This window comes from Paenibacillus flagellatus, from assembly GCF_003217775.1.
In the GTDB taxonomy this organism is placed as follows: Bacteria; Bacillota; Bacilli; order Paenibacillales; family NBRC-103111; genus Paenibacillus_AB; species Paenibacillus_AB flagellatus.
The window spans coordinates 45,828-69,041 of the sequence record NZ_QJVJ01000021.1 but is presented as its reverse complement, the minus strand read 5'-3'; the positions used below and the strand labels follow the sequence as shown (position 1 = coordinate 69,041).

At 58.1% G+C, this 23,214-nt stretch carries 21 protein-coding genes; all 21 read right to left on the bottom strand.

Translation table 11 applies throughout. From position 1 onward, the window contains the following. Positions 1–259 precede the first annotated feature (259 nt). A complete protein-coding gene (gene lysS / locus DLM86_RS30465; protein WP_110843828.1) occupies positions 260–1,774 on the bottom strand; it encodes a lysine--tRNA ligase in 1,515 nt (504 codons plus the stop codon). A gap of 102 nt (positions 1,775–1,876) precedes the next feature. Next, positions 1,877–2,353, bottom strand: a complete 477-nt coding sequence (greA, locus tag DLM86_RS30460) for a transcription elongation factor GreA (RefSeq protein WP_110843827.1) — start codon at positions 2,351–2,353, stop codon at positions 1,877–1,879. 221 nt (positions 2,354–2,574) lie between these two features. Continuing rightward, entirely contained in the window at positions 2,575–3,588 is a 1,014-nt protein-coding gene (gene dusB, locus DLM86_RS30455) for a tRNA dihydrouridine synthase DusB (RefSeq protein ID WP_110843826.1), read from the bottom strand. Positions 3,589–3,595: 7 nt separating this feature from the next. Next, positions 3,596–3,820, bottom strand: coding sequence for a helix-turn-helix domain-containing protein (locus DLM86_RS30450; RefSeq protein ID WP_110843825.1), 225 nt, complete (start codon positions 3,818–3,820; stop codon positions 3,596–3,598). Then, positions 3,772–4,350, bottom strand: a complete 579-nt coding sequence (gene folK, locus DLM86_RS30445; protein ID WP_110843824.1) for a 2-amino-4-hydroxy-6-hydroxymethyldihydropteridine diphosphokinase — start codon at positions 4,348–4,350, stop codon at positions 3,772–3,774. Before folK ends, DLM86_RS30450 begins: the two co-directional genes overlap by 49 nt. Then, on the bottom strand, positions 4,347–4,715 hold the full coding sequence (gene folB / locus DLM86_RS30440) for a dihydroneopterin aldolase (protein WP_110843823.1): 369 nt from the start codon (positions 4,713–4,715) through the stop codon (positions 4,347–4,349). Before folB ends, folK begins: the two co-directional genes overlap by 4 nt. A 34-nt stretch (positions 4,716–4,749) precedes the next feature. Continuing rightward, complete coding sequence (gene folP, locus DLM86_RS30435; RefSeq protein ID WP_245955041.1) at positions 4,750–5,511, bottom strand: dihydropteroate synthase; 762 nt, start codon at positions 5,509–5,511, stop codon at positions 4,750–4,752. 134 nt (positions 5,512–5,645) lie between these two features. Continuing rightward, complete coding sequence (gene pabC, locus DLM86_RS30430) at positions 5,646–6,551, bottom strand: aminodeoxychorismate lyase (protein ID WP_110843822.1); 906 nt, start codon at positions 6,549–6,551, stop codon at positions 5,646–5,648. Then, positions 6,548–7,135 (bottom strand): aminodeoxychorismate/anthranilate synthase component II, encoded by a 588-nt coding sequence (pabA, locus tag DLM86_RS30425; protein WP_110843821.1) that lies wholly within the window; start codon positions 7,133–7,135, stop codon positions 6,548–6,550. Before pabA ends, pabC begins: the two co-directional genes overlap by 4 nt. 6 nt (positions 7,136–7,141) lie before the next feature. Further along, positions 7,142–8,731, bottom strand: coding sequence for an anthranilate synthase component I family protein (locus DLM86_RS30420; protein ID WP_110843820.1), 1,590 nt, complete (start codon positions 8,729–8,731; stop codon positions 7,142–7,144). 98 nt (positions 8,732–8,829) lie between these two features. Beyond that, entirely contained in the window at positions 8,830–9,768 is a 939-nt protein-coding gene (gene cysK / locus DLM86_RS30415) for a cysteine synthase A (protein ID WP_110843819.1), read from the bottom strand. A 120-nt stretch (positions 9,769–9,888) separates the two neighbouring features. Continuing rightward, positions 9,889–10,848, bottom strand: a complete 960-nt coding sequence (locus DLM86_RS30410; RefSeq protein ID WP_110843818.1) for a peptidylprolyl isomerase — start codon at positions 10,846–10,848, stop codon at positions 9,889–9,891. Between the two features lie 36 nt (positions 10,849–10,884). After that, positions 10,885–11,751 (bottom strand): Hsp33 family molecular chaperone HslO, encoded by an 867-nt coding sequence (gene hslO, locus DLM86_RS30405; protein WP_110843817.1) that lies wholly within the window; start codon positions 11,749–11,751, stop codon positions 10,885–10,887. 21 nt (positions 11,752–11,772) lie between these two features. Beyond that, positions 11,773–12,537 (bottom strand): type III pantothenate kinase, encoded by a 765-nt coding sequence (locus tag DLM86_RS30400; protein ID WP_110843816.1) that lies wholly within the window; start codon positions 12,535–12,537, stop codon positions 11,773–11,775. Beyond that, a complete protein-coding gene (nadC, locus tag DLM86_RS30395) occupies positions 12,534–13,406 on the bottom strand; it encodes a carboxylating nicotinate-nucleotide diphosphorylase (RefSeq protein WP_110843815.1) in 873 nt (290 codons plus the stop codon). The genes DLM86_RS30400 and nadC overlap by 4 nt, the downstream gene beginning before the upstream one ends. After that, entirely contained in the window at positions 13,396–15,012 is a 1,617-nt protein-coding gene (gene nadB, locus DLM86_RS30390; RefSeq protein WP_110843814.1) for an L-aspartate oxidase, read from the bottom strand. Before nadB ends, nadC begins: the two co-directional genes overlap by 11 nt. 34 nt (positions 15,013–15,046) lie before the next feature. After that, a complete protein-coding gene (gene nadA, locus DLM86_RS30385) occupies positions 15,047–15,985 on the bottom strand; it encodes a quinolinate synthase NadA (RefSeq protein WP_110843813.1) in 939 nt (312 codons plus the stop codon). Positions 15,986–16,234: 249 nt separating this feature from the next. Next, complete coding sequence (locus DLM86_RS30380; protein ID WP_110843812.1) at positions 16,235–17,962, bottom strand: hypothetical protein; 1,728 nt, start codon at positions 17,960–17,962, stop codon at positions 16,235–16,237. A 30-nt stretch (positions 17,963–17,992) separates the two neighbouring features. Then, positions 17,993–19,261 (bottom strand): efflux RND transporter periplasmic adaptor subunit, encoded by a 1,269-nt coding sequence (locus tag DLM86_RS30375; RefSeq protein WP_110843811.1) that lies wholly within the window; start codon positions 19,259–19,261, stop codon positions 17,993–17,995. Positions 19,262–19,294: 33 nt separating this feature from the next. Then, entirely contained in the window at positions 19,295–22,408 is a 3,114-nt protein-coding gene (locus tag DLM86_RS30370) for an efflux RND transporter permease subunit (RefSeq protein ID WP_110843810.1), read from the bottom strand. A gap of 174 nt (positions 22,409–22,582) precedes the next feature. Beyond that, a complete protein-coding gene (locus tag DLM86_RS30365) occupies positions 22,583–23,113 on the bottom strand; it encodes a GbsR/MarR family transcriptional regulator (RefSeq protein ID WP_110843809.1) in 531 nt (176 codons plus the stop codon). Between the last annotated feature and the right edge of the window lie 101 nt (positions 23,114–23,214).

The following is a 23,214-nucleotide window of genomic DNA, read 5'->3' as shown; positions in this document are numbered from 1 at the left end:
GAGGATCAAACTGTCCTTTTTCAGGTTTCCCTTTATTTCAGAGCTGATTGCTCATTTCGTACTGACTTGTTGTGGTCTCTTGCGAGACCGCACTTGCACGCTCGTTGTTCAGTTTTCAAGGAACAAAAGCTTGTCTTGCTTGCCGTCATCCCGTTACCCTTTCGATCGGGGTTCCGAGCGGCGACTTTTATAAGATATCACATTTAGGCACTTGAATGCAAGTGTTATTTTGAATAAAAAAAAGGAAAAAGAGGAGATGTTACTCTCCTCCGCGTTCTCTCATTAAAGGGAACAGCAAAACGTCGCGGATCGAAGGCGAATCGGTCAGCAGCATGACGAGACGATCGACGCCGATGCCGAGTCCGCCCGTCGGCGGCATGCCGTATTCCAGCGCCCGAATAAAGTCGTCGTCCATCTCGTGCGCCTCGTCGTTGCCCTGCTCCTTCTCGATCAATTGCGCTTCGAACCGTTCGCGCTGGTCGATCGGGTCGTTCAGCTCGGTAAACGCATTGGCGTGCTCCCGGGCGACGATAAACAGCTCGAAGCGATCCGTGAAGCGCGGATCTTCGGCGTTTTTCTTGGCAAGCGGCGAAATCGCGACCGGATGACCGTAAATAAACGTAGGCTGGATCAACGTTTCTTCGACGAAATGCTCGAAGAACGCGTTGACGATATGCCCGAACGTCATGTTCGGCTCCACGGGCACGCGATGCTCCTTGGCCAGACGATGCGCTTCCTCGTCGGTCATCTCCTGCTTGAAATCGACGCCGACGACTTCACGGATCGCATCGACCATCGATACGCGGCGCCAAGGCGTAGCCAAGCTGACTTCCTTGCCTTGGTACGTAATTTCCGTCGTCCCCAAAATCTCTTGGGCGATGTGCGCGATCAAGTTTTCCGTCAACCGCATAATGTCTTGATAATCGGCGTACGCCTCGTACAGCTCGATCATCGTAAATTCCGGGTTGTGCCGCGTCGAAACGCCTTCGTTGCGATAAACGCGGCCGATCTCGTAAACCTTCTCGAGTCCGCCGACGATGAGCCGTTTCAAATGGAGCTCGATCGCGATGCGCATGTACAGCTGCATATCCAGCGCATTATGATGCGTAATGAACGGCCGCGCGGCCGCGCCGCCCGCGATGGCGTGCATCGTCGGCGTCTCGACCTCCAAGTAGCCGAGCGAATCCAAGTAACGCCGCATCGATTGGATGATTCGGGAACGCGCGATAAACGTCTGCTGCACTTCCGGATTGACGATCAAGTCGACGTACCGTTGACGGTAGCGCAGCTCGACATCCTTCAGGCCGTGAAATTTGTCCGGCAGCGGGTAAAGCGACTTCGTCAGCACTTCGAGCGATTCCACTTTTACGGACGTCTCGCCGGTTTTCGTCTTGAAGACAGTCCCGCTGACGCCGACCAGGTCGCCGATATCCAACAAATCGAACGCCTTGTACTTCGTCTCGCCGACCGTATCCTCGCGAACGTAAATTTGAATTTTGCCGGTGATGTCCTGGATGTGCGCGAAGCTCGCCTTCCCCATGCCCCGCTTCTGCATAATGCGTCCGGCCAGCGTCACGACGTTCTTTTGCTCGTCGAGCTCCTCTTTGGACAAGCCGTCGTAAGCTTCCAGCACCGGCTTGGCGTGATGGGTCCGCTCGAACTTTTGTCCGAACGGGTCGATGCCCAGACTCCGGAGCTCGTCCAATTTGTTGCGCCGGATGACCAGCAGCTCGCTTTCGTTCAATTCCTGCTCTTGATTGTTCACTTGGCTCATCTCCTAAATGTTTACACGATATCGGTTTTAAACAAAAAAGCCTCCGACGGAAGCTTTTTCAAAGGCGATTCGCGATTTCAAATCTTCAAAAAAACGTTTCGCTTATTTCTTGATATCGATAATTTTATATTGGATGACGCCGGCGGGCACTTGGACATCGACGACGGAATCTTTCTTTTTGCCGATCAACGCTTTTCCGACAGGGCTTTCGTTCGAAATTTTGTTCTGGAACGGATCGGATTCCGCAGTACCGACGATGGAGTATTCCACCGTTTCGCCGAATTCCAAATCTTCGACCGTCACGATCGACCCGACGCTGACCGTATCGGTATCGACCTCGTCGTTATTGATAATGCGCGCGTTGCGAAGCATCTTCTCCAGCGTGATGATGCGCCCTTCGATAAACGCCTGCTCGTTCTTCGCATCCTCGTATTCCGAGTTCTCGCTAATATCTCCATAGCCAATGGCTACTTTAATCCGCTCGGCCACTTCCCGGCGCTTTACCGATTTCAAATGCTCGAGCTCTTCTTCGAGCTTCTTGAGGCCTTCCTGGGTCAGGATGACTTCTTTCTCGTTCATATTGCAAATCTCCCGTCGTGTGAAGATTTTCTACCTGCAAAATCGATCGATTTCTCGGTATGAATTCACAAAGTTAATATATTAGCGGGGATCGGTCCAGATGACATTTTTCCAGTCGTATCAACGGTTCCGGGCTGATCATCTATTGCTTGATTATATTTCAACCCGCCAGAAATGTCAATCCGAGCCAATGGCCGCCATTTGCTTTCATTTAAGCGCTTTTAATGGGCGAGGACGGCATTTTCCTCCGCGTTTCCGCCCGAATCGTCCAAACTTGCGATAAAGTCATGAAGCGTCCCGACCATCTCGTCGCGGCGCGTCTGCTCCATGATGACGTCCTTGACGCGTGCCGATCCGTGCAGTCCTTTCAAGTACCAAGCCATATGCTTGCGCATTTCTTTCACGGCCACTTGCTCGCCCTTTAACGCGACGAGCCGATCCAGGTGAAGGATGGCGATACGGATTTTCTCCTGCGCATCGGGCTCCGGCGGAAGCTCGCCCGTGGTCAAATACTGGATCGTGCGATACAGCATCCACGGATTGCCGAGCGCCGCCCGGCCGATCATGACGCCGTCGACGCCCGTTTGATCGAGCATCCGTCTCGAGTCCTCCGGCGTAAATACGTCGCCGTTGCCGATAACGGGGATCGATACCGCCTGCTTGACATCTCTAATGATGTCCCAATTCGCCTTGCCGGTATACATCTGCACCCGTGTCCGGCCATGCACGCTGACCGCGGATCCGCCGCCGTTCTCGACCGCCTTCGCATTTTGCACGGCATAGATGTGATCGTCGTCCCACCCGATGCGCATCTTGACCGTAACCGGCTTGCTGACCGCACGTACGACTTCGGTCACCATCTGCTCGATTTTGCCCGGGTCGAGCAGCCAGCGGGCGCCGGCGTCGCACTTCGTGATTTTGGGGACCGGGCATCCCATATTGATGTCGATAATATCCGCGTTCGTATTCTCGTCCACATATTTGGCCGCTTCCACGAGCGTTTCCGTATCGCCGCCGAAAATTTGCAGGCTGAGCGGCTTCTCCCGCTCGTCGACGTACAGCATCTCCATCGTCCGGCGGTTGCCGTGCAAGATCGCTTTATCGCTGACCATTTCGGCGCAGACGAGCCCGCAGCCGAATTCTTTGGCGATCAGCCGGAACGCCGGGTTGCACACGCCCGCCATCGGCGCCAATACGACTTGGTTCGGGGCAGCTACATCTCCGATTTTCAACATTCGTCATTCACTTCCTTTCGGTGTCGGACACGCCCGGCAGCAATTCGTCCATGCCGATGCCGAGCGCCTCGGTTATTTTGTTCAATATTTTAGGGTCCGCCTTACGGGTTCCCCGTTCGATCGAGCCGAGGACGGCGATGGAAACGCCCAACCGCTGAGCGAGCTCGTCTTGCGTATACCCTTTCAGCTTCCGGAACGCTCGGACACGTTGCGCCAATTGAAATTGCTCCAACGCCTAACGCCTTCCTTTCCATCCAGTGTATCCAGCTGTTCGGCAATCGATGCTAAAAGATGCGGCCGATTCCGGCAGACGTCTTGCAGCGGAATCAACACGAAGGCGCGCTCCCACATGCGCGGATGGGGAACGATCAGCTCCGGCGTATCGAGATATACACCGTCCATGAGCAGCAAATCCAGATCGACGGTGCGCGGACCGTTGCGAATCGTCCGCACCCGCCCGAGGTCGTTCTCGATCCGTTTCATATGGGCATGAAGATTGCCGGGATCCAGCTTCGTGGCGACTACCGCTACCAGGTTCAGAAACGCACCTTGATCCGCATAGCCGACGGGCTCAGTCTCGTACACATCCGAGCAGCGGACGACTTCGATATCGGGATGCCCGTCCAAAGCGCGAACCGCCTCCAGCAAATACCGCTCCCGGTCGCCCAAATTGGAGCCGAGGCCGATGTACGCTTCGATTCGGCTGTCCGGTCCCGAAACGTTCGGATTCGATTCGCGCGGGTCCCCGTCCGGAAACGTCATATCGATTCCCGCTTTCTGCAAATTTCCACGGTGACGCCGTCGAAATGAATATCGAAGGGCGGGTGAGGTTTCACCACGCGTACCGTGACGTCGTTTACATTAGTATACTGATGCAGCACATCGGATGCAACGTTTTCGGCGAGCGCCTCGATGAGGCGGAACGGCCGCCCTTCCACGATCCGTTTCACCCGTTCGTACACCTCGGCGTAGTTGACCGTGGCCGCCAAATCGTCGGTCCGGCCCGCCTCGGACAGATCGAGCGTCAGCTCGAGATCGACGTAGAAGCGCTGACCGAGCTTGTTCTCTTCGGGAAATACGCCGTGGTAGCCGTAAAACGCCATGCGCGAAAGCTTCATTTTATCCAAAGGAGCACCGCCTTATTCCAGAGTATGGGCAGCATCAATGCCGGATCATGGCGTCGGTCATCGCCGCCACCCGCTTCATTTCCCGCACGTCGTGCACGCGTATGATGGAGCAGCCTTGGGCGATCCCGAACGCGACGGTCGCCGCCGTCCCTTCCAGCGCGTCGTTCGGCGTCGTGCCGAGCGTGCGGTACACCATGCTTTTGCGGGACGTGCCGAGAAGCACCGGGTAACCGAGCGCTGCAATATGATGAAGCCGATTCATGAGCCGCAAGTTGTGCTCGTACGTTTTGCCGAACCCGATGCCGGGGTCGAGCACGATGTTGTCGTCCTTCACGCCGGCCCGCCGGGCGATGTCGACGCACGCCCGTAAATCGGCGATCACCTCGGCATCGTAGTCTTCATAGACAGCCTCGGCGCGATTATGCATCAGAATAACCGGACAATCGTAAGCGGCCGCCACCGTCGCCATCTGGGGGTCCCGCTTGAACCCCCAAATGTCGTTCACGATGTGGGCCCCTGCATCGAGCGCTCGTCTCGCGACTTCCGCCTTGTACGTATCGACCGATATCGGCACGGGCAGCCCCGCCTCCGTCAATGCCCGGACGACGGGCACGACGCGCTCCAGCTCCTCCTCGAGCGTTACCGGCGCGAAGCCCGGGCGGGTCGATTCCCCGCCGACGTCGATCATGTCCGCGCCTTCCTCCACCATGGCGAACGCCCGCTCCACCGCGCGGTCGAGCGAATCGTAGCGTCCTCCGTCGGAAAAAGAATCCGGCGTCACGTTCAAAATGCCCATCACGAGCGTCCGCCCGCCGATCGTCAGCTCCAAGTCCCGGCAACGAAGCGGCCGGCTTCCCGCATGACGCGAAGACGGGTAGGCGAACGGCCGACCCGGCTCCCGAATGTCGTTCGAATCGCTGTTCATCCGAATCAACCTCTTCTCCTATTGTCTCCAAGCCGCCCGACCGCGGCGGCATATTCGGCCGTCAGCCGGCGCGTAATCGGTCCGGGCGCCCCTCCCGACCGCTCGAACCGGATTTCGATCCCGGACGGCTCGAACGCGCGAGCGACCGGGACGATTTCCTGCACCGAGTTGGTCACGAACGCTTCGTCCGCGTCCAGCAGCTCCGGCCAACCGAACAAGCCTTCCTTCACGGGCAGTCCGGACTCGCGGGCCAGCTTCATCGCGAATTCGCGGGTAATGCCCGGCAATATCCCCGTCTCGAGCGAAGGCGTATACAGGACGCCGTCCCGAGCCCAAAAGACGTTGCTCACGATCCCCTCCGCCACATGCCCGTGCTCGTCCAAGAAAACGCCCTCGGCGCCGGACGCCCAATCGTACCGTCGCATTTCCCGCTTCGCCAATACGTTGTTCATATAATGGAACGACTTGAACCGGACGCTCCCGGCATCCGGGCTGTTGCGCCGCAGCTCGAGCAGCTGAATCGGCTTGCCCTCCGCATAGACGCGTTCGTCCCGAGGCGGAAGCGGCTTCATGTAGACGATTACGGTCGGTTCCTCGTAATCCCCCGCCGGCAAGCCCAGCACGTCCACCCCGGCCGAGACGGACAGGCGGACGTAAGCGTCGGCCAGCCCGTTTTTCTCCAGAAGCTCGGCGATCAGCGCTCCCAGAAGAGCCGCGTCGGGAACGTAGCGGATGCCAAGCTCGCCGCAGCCGGCCGCAAGGCGGCGCAAATGCGCCTCCAACAAAAACGGACGTCCGCCGTAAGTGCGAAACGTCTCGAACAGTCCCATCCCGTACAAAAAGCCGTGATCGTAAACGGAGATCACGGCTTCCTTATCCTCGCATATACGCCCGTTTACCGCGATTTTCATTTCCCGGCCCCGCTCGGGGCGGCACTCCCCACGAAGTTGCGGAGCAGCGTCAGCCCGTGATCGGTAATGATCGACTCGGGATGGAATTGCACGCCTTCGATCGGATACTGCTTGTGGCGCAGCCCCATAATTTCGCCGTCCTTCGTCTCGGCGCTGATCTCCAAGCAGTCCGGCAGCGTCTCGCGGCGCACGATCAGCGAATGGTACCGTGTCGCGGTGTAAGGAGACGGGATGCCGGCGAAAATCGTCTTGCCGTCGTGATAAATGTCGGACGTCTTGCCGTGCATCAGCTTCTCGGCCCGCACGACTTCCCCGCCGAACGCTTGTCCGATCGATTGGTGGCCCAAGCAGACGCCGAGTATTGGAATCTCGCCCTTGAACCGCTCGATCAGTGCCAGGCTGATGCCCGCTTCGTTCGGCGTGCAAGGGCCGGGTGATATGAGGATATGGTCGGGCTTCAACGCGGCGATGCCGTCCAAGTCGATCTGGTCGTTGCGGCGGACGACGACCTCCTGCCCGATCTCGCCCAAATATTGCACCAAATTGTAAGTAAACGAATCGTAATTGTCGATTACCAAGATCATCTCGGCTCAGCTCCTCGCATTCTCGCTATATAGAACCGCTTTCCACAACGCCTTCGCCTTGTTCAGCGACTCCGCAAACTCCTTCTCCGGGACCGAATCGATGACGATACCGGCGCCCGACTGTACGTATCCGACTCCGTCGCGAACGACGAGCGTACGTATAACTATATTTAATTCCATATTGCCGTTATAGTCAATCCACCCGATCGACCCGGTATACGGCCCCCGGCGAACCGGCTCCAGCTCCTCGATGATTTCCATCGTGCGGATTTTCGGGGCTCCGGTAATCGTTCCTCCCGGAAAAGCCGCGGCGATGACGTCGAACGCGTCCTTGCCTTCCGCCAGTGTGCCCCGAACATGGGAAACGATATGCATGACGTGGGAATACCGTTCGATCGCCATCAGCTCCGTCACCTTCACCGTGCCGTACCGGGAAACCCGGCCGAGGTCGTTGCGCAGCAAGTCGACCAGCATGATATGCTCGGCGCGCTCCTTCTCGTTCGTGAGAAGCTCGTCCTCGAGCCGTCGGTCCTCCGCCTCGTCGCCGCCGCGGGGACGAGTACCCGCGATCGGGCGCGTCTCGACGACGCCCCCGACGGTTTTCACGAGCAGCTCCGGCGACCCCGATACGAGATCGTAATCCCGGAACCGGAGCAGTCCCATGTACGGCGACGGGTTCAGCAGTCGGAGCCATTCGTAAATGTGCTCCGGCGGGCTCTGCAGGCGCTTGCTCTGGCGGACCGACAAGTTTACCTGGAACACGTCTCCTTGCGCGATATACCGTTGGATTCGGCGCACCGCCTCCAGGAAGCGCGGCTTCGGAAACGCGATGTCGATGCCCGGTATCGCCTCGACCTCGACGGTCAACGCGTCTTGCCGGGTTACAAGCTCGAACGCCCGCTTTCGCTCACCGCCGAGCTCGTCCGCTTCGGCGGCGGCGACCGCCTCGTTCCACCAATCGGCCATTCTTCCCGCTTCCCGCTCCGCCTCCCGATATAGACGCTCCAGCCTTTCCCGCCGATCGGCGTCCTCCGGCGGCACCCCCTCGTCGGCTAGGAACGTATGAACGGCGCAATAGAGCGCCCGCTCCTTCAGGTCGTACGCCCATATGCGCTTCATCATCATGAACTCGTAATCCGGCAGCTGCAGATCGTCTTCGGCGATCGCGGGCAGCCGCTCGATCGAGCGCGCCACATCGTACCCCCAAAACCCGACGCACCCTCCGCTGAACGGCGGGGCGCCTTCAACGGAAGGCGACCGATAAGGCGCCATCCAGCTTTGTACCGTCTGCAGCGGCGCCCCCGTCACGCGGCGCTCGCCGATCGTCCGCCGTTCGTCTCCCATCGGACCTTCCGCGTATTCCGCTATGCAGGCTCGATCGGCTTTACCGGTCACGGAGGAGACGGGATCCATGCCGAAGTACGTATATCTTCCGGCTTTGCCGCTCTCGAGCACGAAGGACGGCTTGCCCGCCCGTTCCCAAAACGGCTCCCAAGAAGCGGGAACGCCCCGGGCGTCCGTATATTTTCCGATAAACGGGAGATTCCGGTATTCCCCCGCCCATTCGATCCATTGCCCAACCGTCGTCAACCTCAACGCTTTGCTCCCCCTTCGGCCAATCGCAAACCAACGCCTCCAGTATAGCACAAAAAACGAAGCCCCTCGCGGCGAGGGGCTTCGTGCAGATCGATCGTTTATTCGTCAAATTGATACAGCGGCGTGCTCAAGTAACGTTCGCCGTTGCTCGGGATGACGGCGACGACGCGCTTGCCTTTGCCGAGCTGCTTCGCGACCTTCAAAGCGGCGAAGATGGCCGCGCCGGAGGAGATGCCTCCGAGTATGCCTTCTTCCTTCGCCACGCGGCGCGACGTTTCGAACGCTTCTTCGTTCTCGACCGGAATGACTTCGTCGTAAACGCTCGTATTCAAGATATCGGGCACGAAGCCCGCGCCGATCCCCTGAATTTTATGAGGACCCGGCTTGCCGCCCGACAATACCGGAGAAGCCGACGGCTCGACCGCGTAAATTTTGATGCCCGGGAAGTTCTCGCGGAGCACCTGGCCGGCTCCCGTAATCGTTCCGCCCGTACCGATGCCGGCGACAAACGCGTCCAGCTGGCCGTCGTGGGATTTGATCGCCTCGACGATTTCCGGACCGGTCGTCTCGAGATGCACCTTCACGTTCGCCTGGTTCTTGAACTGCTGCGGCATGAAGTAGGACGGATTTTCCGCCAGCAGCTCCTCCGCCCGCTTGATCGCGCCTTTCATGCCTTCCGGCCCCGGCGTCAGGACGAGCTGGGCGCCGTACGCGCGCAGCAGGTTGCGCCGCTCGATGCTCATCGTCTCCGGCATGACGAGAATCGCCTTGTAGCCCTTCGCCGCCGCGACCATGGCCAGACCGATGCCGGTGTTGCCGCTGGTCGGCTCGATGATCGTGTCGCCCGGCTTCAGCTTGCCTTCGCGCTCGGCCGTTTCGACCATGCTGATCGCGATCCGGTCCTTCACGCTGGCGCCCGGGTTTTGGAACTCGAGCTTCACGTACACTTCCGCGCTATCTTCCGGTACGACCCGGTTAAGACGGACGAGCGGAGTATCTCCGATCAATTGCGTAATGCTTTGCACCAATTTGGCCATACGATTACCCTCCCGAATGATGATCGACCATTATTCCGAGTATTTTTGTCGGTTTTAATACTTTTATCTTATCAACCCGCCAACCGGTTGTCAACAGCAAAATGCGCCTTTCGTCCCGTTTCACTTCAGTTCGGGCAGCAAAATCTCGGCATGGCGCTTTTCCCGCAGCGATTTGACGAGTTCCTTGAGCGGTACCGCCCTTTGGAGCGCGAGCTCCTTGCGGATATAGGCGCGCGTATCGGCATCGACCGTTTTTTTCACTTCTTTTTTCTCTTTCAGCTGGATGATGGCGAACCCGGACTGGAGGGCGATCGGCTTGCTCACTTCGTCGGTCTTCAGCCCTCGGGCCGCCTCGAGCAGCGCGGCCGGAACGAACGGATCGTGCTCCTCGACCCAGCCGAGATCGCCGCCTTGCTTGGCCGTGGCCGGATCGATCGATATTTTCCGCGCCAGCGAGGCGAAATCGGTCCCGTTCTGGACGTCCTTCGCCGCCTTCGCCGCTTCTTCCTTCGTTTTCACTTCGATTTTGAGCAAATGGTATTGAACGTAGCTCTTGAACTCCTCCGGATGCTGCGCGATATACGCGTCGATGTCCGCCTCCGGCACCTGGACGGAACGGACGGCGATGCGCTCGAGCAGAAGCTTGTAGTAGACGTCCTCGTGCAGCTCCGCCTTCGACAAGCCGAGCTGATTTTTCATCGACTCGTAAAACTTTTCCTCGCTCTCATAGCCCTCTTGCATCCGCTTCAATTCCGCTTCGATCTCGTCCCGGCTCACGTTCATCCCGAGCTGCTCGGCTTCCTGGCGGATCGCCTCCCGGTCCAGCAGCTGTCCGAGCAGCTCGGCGCCGTATTTGTCCGTCAACCGCTGCTGCAGCTCTTCGTCCGTAATGGTCCGGTTGCCGATGATCGCCACCTTCTTCGCCTCGCCGCCCTGCCCGCCCGGCGGAACCGGCTCCGGGGGCGAAGCGTCCCCCGGCTCCGGCGTCTTGTCCCCGCTGCGGACAAGCAGTACGGTCAAGACGAGTACGGCAACCACCAGCAGGCCGATGACACTCCACAGCACTTTTACGCTCCGCATCCGAAAAATCTCCCCGTATATGGTCTTCTCTCTCTGTTACAGTCTCTCCAACAGATTATGGAGCTGCTCTTCGTTATATGCGTAAGCTTCGTTACAGAAATGGCACACGACTTCCGCCTTCCCGTCCTCGCGCAGCATCTGCTCGATTTCGTCACGGCCGAGGCTGATCAGCGTCCGTTCGACGCGCTCGCGCGAGCATTGGCACTGGAACCGGATATCGGACCGCTCCAGCACGACGACCGAATCGACGACCCGCTTCAGCACATCCTCCATATCGGCGCCTTCGGCCAGGAGCGTCGTGACCGGCGGCAAATTCGCGAGCTTCGCTTCGATCTCGGCGATTTCCTCGTCGCTCATGCCGGGCAGCAGCTGCAGAATGAAGCCGCCCGACGTCTGCACGGTATAATCCGTCGCGACGAGTACGCCAAGCGCCACAGCGGAAGGCGTCTGCTCCGACTTGGCGAAGTAGTAGGTGAAATCTTCGCCGAGCTCGCCCGATACGATCGGGATTCCGCCCCGGTACGGCTCCTTCAGCCCCAAATCTTTGGTCACGTACAAATATCCTTCGCCGACGGCTCCGGCAACGTCCAGCTTGCCGCGGGCATTCAGCGGCAAGTCGACGCGGGGATTGTCGACGTATCCTCTTACTTCGCCCTTCGCGTTGGCGTCGACGACGATTTGGCCGATCGGCCCGTCGCCTTTCACTTGAATCGTCAGCCGTTCTTCCCCTTTCAGCATGGCGCCCATCATGACGCCGGCGGTGGCCGTACGGCCGAGCGCGGCCGTCGCGACCGGCGTCGTGCCGTGTCTGCGTCTCATCTCCTCGACGATGTCGGTCGTGCGGACCGCAAATGCGCGCAGCTGCCCGCCGAATGCGGTCGCTCGTATCAAATAATCGGACATAATGGTCGGTATCCTTTCGCCTTATCGGTTTCGTTCGTAGATGATTTGCAGTCCCTGCAGCGTCAGCAGCGGGTTGACGGTGTCGACCGTGCGCGTTTCGCCCGCGATCAGCTCCGCCAGCCCGCCGGTGGCGATCACTTTCGCCTGCGGGTTGAACTCCTCCCGCATCCGCTGCACGATGCCGTCCACTTGGCCGGCATAGCCGAAAATGATGCCCGCCTGCATCGCGGAAACGGTGTTGCGGCCGACCGTGCTTTTCGGCCGGACGAGCTCGATGCGCGGCAGCTTCGCCGCTTTCTGGTACAGCGCTTCCGTCGAAATGCCGATGCCGGGCGCGATTGCGCAGCCGAGCAATTGACCCTGCTCATCGATATAATCGTAGGTGGTGGCCGTTCCGAAGTCGACGATGATGAGCGGCGGGCCGTACTGCTCGATGCCCGCCACCGCGTTCACGATGCGGTCCGCTCCGACTTCGCGCGGATTCTCGATCCGGATGTTAAGTCCGGTCTTGATGCCGGGCCCGACGATCAGCGGCTTTTTCTTCAAATATTTGGAGCATAGGCTTTCAAGCACGAACATGAGCGGCGGGACGACGGACGAGATGACGACGCCCTCGATCCGTTCCTCCGCTATGCCGGCGTAGCGGAACAGGTTATGAACCATCATCCCGTATTCGTCGACCGTGGCCGAGCGGTTCGTGCTGAGACGCCAATGGTGAAGCAGCTTGCTCTGCTCGTAAATACCGAGCACGATATTCGTATTGCCGACGTCGACGACCAAAATCAAGGCTGCGCCACCTTCTTCTCGTTCAAATCGAGGCTGATGTCCAACGATTGGACGGAGTAGGTCAACCGCCCGACGGAAATGACGTCGACTCCGGTCGAAGCGATGTCCTTGATCGTCTCCAGCGTGACCGACCCGGACGCTTCGACCGTTATATGCGGCGCCCGCTCCTTGACGATGGCGACGGCCCGCTTCATCGCGTCCGGCTTCATGTTGTCGAGCATGATGATGTCGGCGCCCGCGTCTAGCGCTTCCCCGAGCTGATCGAACGTCTCGACCTCGACTTCGATTTTCATCGTGTGCGGAATTTGCGCCCGTGCGGCGGAGACGGCGGTCCGGATGCCCCCGGCGCCCTTGATGTGATTGTCCTTGATCATGACGGCATCGTACAGGCCGAACCGGTGGTTATGGCCGCCGCCGACCCGGACGGCGTACTTTTCCAGCATCCGGTGCCCGGGAGTCGTCTTGCGCGTATCGACGAGCCGGACGGGCATCCCTTCCAGTGCGTCCACGTACTGCTTCGTCCGCGTGGCGATGCCGGAAAGCCTCTGCAGCAGGTTGAGCGCTAGCCGCTCGCCGAGCAGGATGGAGCGCGTGCTGCCTTCGATTTCGGCAAGCACCGTTCCTTTCTCCACGGCCGCTCCGTCCTGCTGTCTCGCGGTGAAGACGAGCCGCGGGTCGACCGTGCGGAAGACAAGTTCGGCGACCGGCATGCCGGCGACGATACCCGCTTCCTTAACATGAATAATACCTTTAGACTGTTGGTCTAAAGGTATGGTGGTCATCGTGGTTACATCCCCGGTGCCGATATCTTCCTGTAACCATAGACGTATTTGACCGGTCAACTGTTCGATATTCCCGTTAAACGTCATGTACCCGTTCCTCCGTCTTCCCGTTTTCGCGCTGGAGCTGAATATGTTTGCGCCAAACGAAATCGTCCCGTTCGGGAAAATCTTCGCGGTAATGGCCGCCGCGGCTTTCTTCGCGCAGAAGCGCCGCTTCGGTCGTAAGCATCGCGAGCGTCAGCAGGTTGGCGAATTCGTACTCCTCCCGCTTCGTCAAACAAGTGCCGTAGATCGGCAGCTGCCGCTTCAATTCGTCGTACCCTTTGCCGAGACCGGCGGCATTCCGCTTCAGGCCGACGTACCGCAGCATAACCTTTTGCAGCTTCAGCCGCTTCTCGACGATCGGCTGCATCGGATGCTCGGGACGGTGGCTTCGCTCGGCGATCGGCGGCGTCGAACCGATCGGATCGAGCGTGCGAATATCCTCGATGATGCGGCGGCCGTACACGATCGCTTCCGACAGCGAGTTGCTCGCGAGCCGGTTCGCCCCGTGTACGCCGGTCGACGACACTTCCCCGCAAGCGTACAACCGCTTGACCGACGTCTCCCCGTTCAAATCCGTCTTGACGCCCCCCATCATATAATGGGCCGCCGGTGCGACGGGTATCCAATCCGATGTCAAGTCGAGGCCGTAATTCAGGCAAAACTCGTAAATGTTCGGAAACCGGTGCTTGACCATATCCGGCGATTCGTGCGTAATGTCGATGTAGACGAACGTCGACTTCGTCTGCTCCATTTCGTCGACGATCGCCCGTGCGACGATATCCCGCGGAGCGAGCTCGAGCTGCGGGTGAACCTTTTCCATGAACCGCTCTCCCCTGATGTTGCGCAGCACCGCGCCTTCGCCGCGTACCGCCTCGGAGATGAGAAAGCGGGGCGCCCCCGGATAGCAGAGCGCCGTCGGGTGAAATTGGATAAATTCGACGTCGCGCACGACCGCCCCGGCCCGGTACGCCATGGCGATGCCGTCCCCTGTCGCGATCTCGGGATTCGTCGTATACCGGTACAGCTGGCCGGCGCCGCCGGAGCATAAAATCGTCGCTTTCGCCTTTACGTACACCCGCACTCCGTCCGGTTTTTGCACGATTGCGCCGTAGCATACGTTATCCGCCGTCACGAGATCGATGACGAAATGGTCGTCCCATATCGTCACGTTCGGGTTCAGCTTCGTCTTCTCCGACAGCGCCCGTACGATTTCGGCGCCAGTGGCGTCCCCCTGCGCGTGCAAAATGCGCCTCTGGCTGTGAGCGCCTTCTTTCGTCAGCGCCAGCTCCCCGTTCTCCCGATCAAACTGGGTGCCGAGCCGGATCAAATCCTGCACCCCCGCCGGTCCTTCGTGCACGAGGATGTCGACCGCTTCGGGGTCGCATAATCCCGCCCCGGCGATGAGCGTGTCCTGCCGGTGATAATCGGGCGAATCTTCATCCGAAATGACGGCCGCGATGCCTCCTTGGGCGTATCGGGTGTTGCTTTCGAGCAGCGATTTCGGCTTCGTGATGATTAGAACCCGGTTCGACTCGCTCGCCCGGATCGTCGTGAACAGTCCGGCGATTCCGGCTCCGATCACCATAACGTCCGTCTCCACGCAAGGCAGCTCGTCCAGCGAGAAATCGATCAAATAACGCGGCACCATAACGATCACCTACAAGACATGAGGATAGCGCATGTTACTTGACTTGTAACATGCGCTCCAGGGAAAGCCTCGCTTTTTCCGCGATGTGGGGCGGAACGTAAATTTGCGGCTGCATCGTCTCCAAGCATTTGACGACCTTTTTCAAATTGTTCACTTTCATGTTCGGGCACACGAGAAATTTCGTCGCGAAGTGGAACGTCTTGTTCGGGCTGTCTTTGCGGAGCTGGTAGCCGGTTCCGTCCTCGGTGCCGACGATGAATTCTTGGCAATCGGATTCCTTGCAATATTTGATGATCGCCGTCGTGCTGCCGACGAAATCGCCGAGCTTGACGACTTCGGGGCGGCATTCCGGGTGGACGACGAACTGTGCGTTCGGGTGCAGCGCCTTCATCTCCATGACGTCCTTGACCGTCAGCATGTCGTGCGTGTTGCAGTACCCTTCCCAGATGATCATCTTTTTGTCGGTATATTTCGAGACGTAATCGCCCAAGTTCTTGTCCGGTACCCAGATGATTTCGTCGGAATCGACGGACTGGATCACTTTGACGGCGTTGGCGGACGTACAGCAAATATCGGTTTCGGCCTTGATCTCCGCCGAGGAGTTGATATAAGTGACGACGGTGGCGTTCGGATGCCGCGCTTTGAGCGCCTTCAATCCTTCGACGTTGACCATGTCGGCCATCGGACAGCCGGCGCGTTCGTCGGGGATCAGGACCGTTTTGTTCGGAGCCAATATTTTCGCGCTTTCCCCCATGAAATGAACGCCGCAAAAGACGATGACGTCCGCATCGGTCTCCGCCGCCTTCTGGGCAAGCAAAAACGAATCGCCGCGAAAATCGGCCACTTCCTGAATTTCGTCCCGCTGATAGTAGTGAGCGAGAATGATGGCATTGCGTTCCTTCTTCAGTTCGGCGAGACGCGCCTTCAGTTCGCGGGTTTGTTCCGCCTTGCGTTCCAACGCGAGAGCTTCCATCCGAATCCTTCCCTTCGTGAATACGTGAAAAAGTTCACGCATTTGCTCAACACTAGTATGATCGAATACCGCCGGCCGTAGCAGAAGCATTTTCAGGAACCGTGCCAACGGCCGTCCGGTCCGGGTTCCATTTGAGTTTACACCTAATTTACACAACAGGGATTCCGCTGTCAATCGGGAAAAAGGCGCTGATTAAAGAAAAACCCGGCCGTTAGGGGCCGGGCACGAATACGCTTGGCGCTTTTCGTCTTATTGCTTCATTGTTTTGACCAGCCGCTTCGCTTCGCCGTTCGCGGTCTGGATCGATTCGTAGATATTGATCGTAAGCGGCCATTCGAACTGGTCGGTACGCAAGTTTTGGAACACGATGTGCTGCGCGCCGCTGATCAGCCGGTTGCGGCCGGTAAACGGAATCGTCTCGGAGGCGATCATCCGGCCGAGCGGATCGGCGATCTCGATCGTCATATTCGCCGAGCTGGCATCGGCTACGACGTCTTCCGCCGACTCGATCGTCGTATCGAGCTTCATCTTGTAGGTATATCCCGCCGGACCGCCTTGAGCGGAAATCGCCCAAGAATTCAGCTTCACGGTGTACGGATAGAACGAAAGCGTATCGTCGTCCGTTTTGTCCTCGACGACGGCCGTCTTGAAGCCGCCGATCGGAACGTTGTACGGCGCCACCGTCTGGTTGTCGAGCAGCTTCATGATCAAATCCTCGCCATTTTCCGAGGACGGCACGGCGAACGCATAATTAATAATGTAGGATAATTTCGGCGCGAGCTGCGGTACGTTCGTCGTCTGGCGGCTGCCCATATAGCGAAATCCGTCTTTGTTGGCGAGCTCCGCTTGGAATGCCGGCAGCGGTACGGGACGTTCGCCGGTGTTTTTGACCAAAAACTTGGCGACAACGGTATTGTAACCGGCCGATTCGGATTCGTTCATGCTGAGATCGACGAGCGACACTTGCGTCTCTTTGTCGATCAGCTTGCTCATCGGGTCGAACGGGATGCGTTCACCGAGCTTATACGGCGGCAGCGACGACGCGTCGATCGTATCCTGCTTCGGAAGCTCCACGCTGATTCGTCCGACCGTATACTCGGCCACGGCGGGCTTGCCGTCCGCCCCGACTTCGACGAACGATTCCGGCGTCAGGACGTTCAAGCTGTTCAAGACGACGTTGTTTTCGGTCAGAATGCCGTAGTGGATATATTTCTTCTCGCCCGGCTTCAGCTCGACGCTCGCTTGCACCCGCTTGCCCGCGTAAGACCGGCTATCGGATTTGCCGTCGATGCGGAAATCCGGCACCGTTTCCGTACGGTCCCCCTTATTCTCCGCGATCAACGTGACGACCGTAACCGGCCCTTGCGGCGTCTTCTCGCTGATCAGCGTCACCGGCGTATATTGAAGCGTGCTGGATAGGACGGGAAGCGTGAACGACTCTCCCCAACGCTTCACCGAGGAAGCGTCGGTAATGGCCGAATCCGGACCGCTCCAAGAAAGACCCGCGACCGGAACGGTCAGAACGGCCGTTTCCACTTTCGGATAGACGTACTCGTCCACTTCGATCCAGGACAGCTCGGACAAGCTAGCCGTTTCGCCGTAGTCGAGCGTCAGCATAAAGCTGAGCTCGGCCTTCTCCTTCGCCTGGATCGCTTTCACGTTTGCCGCACTAGGCCGAAGCGTATATTCGATACCGTCGGACGTTTTGACCCGGACATCGTAATCCGGCACCCGGGTGACGCGGTTCCCTTCATTATAGAGGCGGACGACCGCGCCGATGCGCGTCTCGTCGCCTACCCGCTCATTGATGACGCTCTTCACGTCGGCCCGAATCGTCGGAGTTAGCTGGTATTGGCCGCGTACGCTGGCGGTTGCGGCGGTTCCGTCCGCCGCCATGAGGACGGCCGGAGCCGCCGTCATGACGAGGGAAACGCTCAACACCGCGGCGGTCAACGATTTTTTCCATGTCGGTTTCACTGAAGTTCCTCCTTCTCGTTCAAGCTGCGATTATTTCGACTCCGCGACCTGTACTTTTTCTTTGTCCTTCAATTGGTTTTGCCCGGAGACGACGAGCTGCTCGCCTTCCTTGACGCCGGAAAGCACTTCCTGGTTCAATCCGTTCAGCCGGCCGAGCTCGATTTTGCGCTTCTCTACCGTGTCACCCGTGAGAACGAATACGAACGCATCTCCGCCTTCGCGGACGACGCTCAACGTCGGCACCGTCAATACGACCTGCTCTTCTTCCGTCGTCAGCTGAATTTGTACCTTCGTCCCCGGCTTGAGGGTGCCGTTCGCGTTCGCCGTCTCCAGCTCGAGCTCGTACGTTTTGCTCTGCGCGTCCATCGATCCGGACAAATATTTGACTTTCGCCTTCGCTTTCTCCGTGCTCACCGGCACGTAGTAAACGAGCTCCTGCTTGTTGCCGACCAGCTTTGCCGAGTTTTCGGTCAGCTGCGCCTTGATCAGGATCGGATCGAACTGCTGCACGTGGCCGACCTTGACGCCCGGCTGGATCGTCATGCCGACGACGACCGGCAGCTCGGTCAAAACGCCGCTGACCGGCGCCTTCACTTCGAGATTGGCCATGCTGCGTTCCAGCTCCTGCATGGACAAGGTCGACGTTTGGACTTGGGTTTCGAGAGCCGCCAAGTTATCGCTCGTCTCCAACGTTCTTTGCTTTTGCTTTAAGAGCTCGAGGTCCATCGTCTGGTTTTTCCAAGCCGTCTCCGCCTGATCGAGTTGAGGCTTCGTAATGAGTCCTTGGTCGTAGTCGTTTTTCGCTTTGTTATACGCCTTCGTCACGTCAAGCAGCGCTTGCTCCATCTTCTTTACGCTGTTGGCCATCTCCGTCTTGCTGTTGATCAAGTCTTGCTTCGCTTTGTTCAGCGCGTCAATATTGCTCTGCAACAAGAGCGACGCTTTCGACTTTTGCAGCTGCATGTCGACCGTATCGAGCTTCAGAATGACGTCGCCCGCATTGACTTGATCGCCGCGCTTTTTGAGAATTTCTTTGATTTCGCCGCTCGCCTTGGAGACGACGTCCAGCTGCGTCACCGGAGCGACGTCGGCTACCTGCTCGAGCGGGTCGCCGATTTTTTGCTTGGTCAGCTTTTGTACCTTGACCGTCTTGATCGCTTGCTCCTGCGCCGCCGCCGGAGTCGCCTCCGGCTTGCCCCCCGTCGTGCACCCGACCGCGACGGCGACTGTCAGGACGAGGGCTGCGGCGACTTTCGCGCCGCCGTGAATCGATTTGGATTTCAGCCTTTTTTGTCTCATCTTCGCCTTTACTCCTTTATTCAAGTTCGTATTTTACGCGGACACGGTGTCCGGGGAGGCGGAATCCGCCTTTTTCGATTTGCGGTGGAACAGGCGGGACATCCGGTTTTTGAACGAGTTGATCAAATCGTAAACGACCGGTACGACCAAAAGCGTCAGCAGCGTCGAGGTGGTCAACCCGCCGATTACGACGACCGCCAATCCTTTCGAAATGATCGTTCCTTTGGACAGCCCGATCGCCAGCGGCATCAGGGCGAAAATTGTCGCTCCCGCCGTCATGATGATCGGTCTCAACCGGGTAATGCTCCCTTCGACCAACGCGTCGTGGACGGAGTAATGGTTTTGCTCCCGAAGCTGCTGCACCCGGTCGATCAAGACGATCGCGTTCGTAACGACGATCCCGATCAGCATCAGGAAGCCGATCAACGACGTCATGTTGAGCGATTCGTTCGTGACGAGCAGGCCGAGCAAGCCGCCGATCGCCGCCAGCGGCAGCGAGAACAAGATTGCGAACGGTGCGCTCGCATTGCCGAACGCCAATACCATAACCAGATAGACGATGAAGATCGAAGCGGCCATCGCCATATACATCGAGCCGAAGTTTTCGTCGATATCGGCGGACACGCCTTTGACCTCGCGAACGACGCCGGTCGGCAGCTCGATCGCATCCAGCTCGCTTTGCAGCTTCATGCTGATCCCGTTTTTGTCGGTACTTTCGATTTTGGCCGTCACCCGCACGGTCTGCATTTGCTTGTCGCGGCTGATGTTAACCGCGGCATCCAGCTCCTGCACCTTGGCGACGTCCTTCAAATTGATTGTCGGTCCGACCGGCGTTTGGATCGGAATATCGCCGATATCGGCCAGCGAGTCTTTGAAGCTTTTGTCGATCTCCAGCTTCGTCTCGTACGTCACGTTATCGAATTTCAGATCGCCCAAGCTTACTTTGCCGATCCAGCCGTTCACCGTACCGACGACCTGGGCCGGGCTCAATCCGTATACGCGTGCTTTCTCGGTGTCGACGGTCACTTCGACCTCACGCTTCTTCTCGCCGAGCGAATCTTTGATTTCTTTCAGCTCGGGGAAGGTCGCCATCTTTTCCTTGATCAAGCCGGCGGCGTACTCGAGGTTTTGCATATCGTCGCCCTTCAGCATGTAAGAAAAGTCCGGACCGCTTCCGCCGGCTCCGCCGAAGCTCAGCAGCATGCCGTCGACCTTGGAGCCTTTCGGCATATCGGCCAGGAATAAGTTTTTGTACTTTTCGACAGCTTCCTTCGCGTTCGTATTGGCGCTCACTTCGGTGAAGAGGATCGCCATATACGGAACACGTTCTTTGCTGCCGTTGTAACCGATCAACGCCTCGACATAGTTGAATGTCGGCCCCCCCGTGCTGTCTTTTTCCTCGTGCATGAAGTTTTCGATTTCTTGGACCTTGGCGTTCAACGTTTCGAAAGACGTTTCCCGGGGCATCTCGATTTGGAACTGCATTTGACGGTCCGCTTCGCTCTCCGGCATAAATGTCATCGCCAGCTGCGGAATGATCAGGACCATGGACAAAATGAACAGCAGACCCGAAATCAACAGCGTTTTGATCCGGTGCTTGAGCGACCAGAGCAGCAGCCGCTTGTACCCTCCAGCGATCCGGCCGACTTTCGTCTCGTCATGGTACGGAATGTTTTTCTGGTTCATGACCAGCAGCTTCGCCATCATCGGAATGACCGTCAACGCCACGAGCAACGAGGCGAGCAGCGCAACGGCGAGCGTAATGGCGAACGGACGGAACACTTGGCCGATAATTCCGCCGACCATGCCGATCGGGGCGAATACGCCTACCGTCGTTATCGTCGAAGACGTGATCGCGGCCGACACCTGCTTCGTCGCCAGCTTGATGACCGACTCGTTGCGCTGTTGCGCCCGCTGCAGCTGGCTGTAAATATTCTCGATGACGACGATACTGTCGTCGACGACCCGCCCTACCGCGATCGCCATACCGCCCAGCGTCATGATGTTGAGCGAGATGTCCAGCCCCATCATAATAATGAGCGTAATCAAAATCGAAAGCGGAATCGAGACCAAAACGATGATCGTCATCCGAATGTTTCTAAGGAAGACCAAAATCATGATCGAGGCGAGTATCGCTCCGAGCGCTCCCTCTTTGACCATGCCGCTGATCGAATCCTTGATCATCGTCGCACCGTTGAACAAGGCATGAAACTTTACATTCGGCATCGTCGTCTTCCAACCGGCAATCAAGGCGTCCGCCGTGTCGGCGAATTTGACCGCGTTCGCGTCTTTTGTCTTATACAGGTGGACGCCGATCGCCGGTTTCCCATCCAGTCTCGCGATAAAGGGAGCTTCGTTGATCGATTCGATTTTGGCGATCTGCTTCAGCAGCAGCGTCTGGCCCGTAGGTGTCTTCAAAGGCATATTGTCCATGTTGTAAATCGTATCGAGCTGGCCTTTGACCCGTACCATCTGCGTTTTCCCTTCGAATTCGACCGTACCCGCCGGGCTCGACATCAGCGCGGCGCGAAGCATATCGGCTACCATCGAAGGCGACAATCCGTACTGGTTCAGCGCGTTGGCGTCCATCCGGATCGCCATCTGCGCTTCGTTGTTGCCGACCGACTCGACGTGGTCGGTGCCGTCGATACCGGTAAAGCCCGGCAAAATAATATCTTTGTACAGCTTCTCGAGCTCGGTCTGGTTCATCCCGTTCTCGCCGTAGACGGCCATATAATAGACGGCCTCCGAAGCGAATCCGAAGGTGGACACCGTCGGCTTTTCCGCGCTTTGCGGCAGCTTCACGTTGGCGACCAAGCTTTCGACGTCCCGTTTGGCATCCTCGACCTTGGTGCCTTGCGCGAATTCGATCGTGATGGTGGAAAAGTTGTCCGAAGAGCTCGAAGTCAAGTTCTTCAAGCCTTTGACGTTGGCCACCGCTTTTTCGATCGGCTTCGTCACTTGGTCGAGCACGTCCTTAGGAGGGGCGTTGTATTGCGTGTTGATAAAAACCATCGGAAGCGTTATGTCCGGCATCATCTCTACCTTCAATTTGCCGGCCGAAAACGTCCCTCCGATCGCCAGCAGCAAAATCAAAATAATGACCGCCGCTATGTTCTTCATGGAAAAATCGGTCAAACGATTCATTCGGTTTCATCCCTCCCATACGATCTTGCATACAAGCTGATTTCGCTCGTCTGTTTTCGTTACGCTCCAGCTATGTATCCCATTGTTCATTGTAGAAGCGAACGGACATCCGCAAAACGGGCTGCGGACTGTATCTCGACCTAGACCAAAGTCCGGTTTCGTCCGACGAAAGCGTTAGCTTTCCGGTTTGCCTCGCTTTTCCCGCATTTCCGCGATCAAGCGCCCCGTCTCCTCCTCGATCCCCTCAAGCCTCCGAAACATGATCCGGTAAAACGCCAGCATCTCCGTATACCGCTGCTCGAGCACCGTCAACATGACCCGCTCCTCCGGGGTAAGCCCGTCCCTCTTCGGAATGTTGTTCAGCGTATCCTCGATCGATTCGCATTCCGTGTTCAACCGCTGTCTGACGTTTCCCATCGTGACCTGCAGATGGTCGTCCGGAATGCAGTAGTAATCTTTGCGGTCTTTCCCTCTCGCCAGCTTCGCGCACAGCCCGTAGCTTTCGAGCAGGCGGACTTGAATGCTGACGGCCGCCTTCGTCACGCCGAGCTTCTCGGACATATCCTGCAGGCTGACCGGCTCCGGCGAGCAAATTAGCAGCGCGTATATGCGCCCGACTAGCGGACTGCTGCCGGCTTCCTGAAACATGCGCGCCATCTTCTCGGTCAACTTGGCCAGAAAGCTGTCGAACTCAGCGCTGCCCATTTCACACTCCCCCATCACGCTACGTTAAAATTGTTAATAAAGACGTTAACGATATAATGGTAAACGTACCAGCCCTTCCCGTCAATTGCTGCAACCGATTG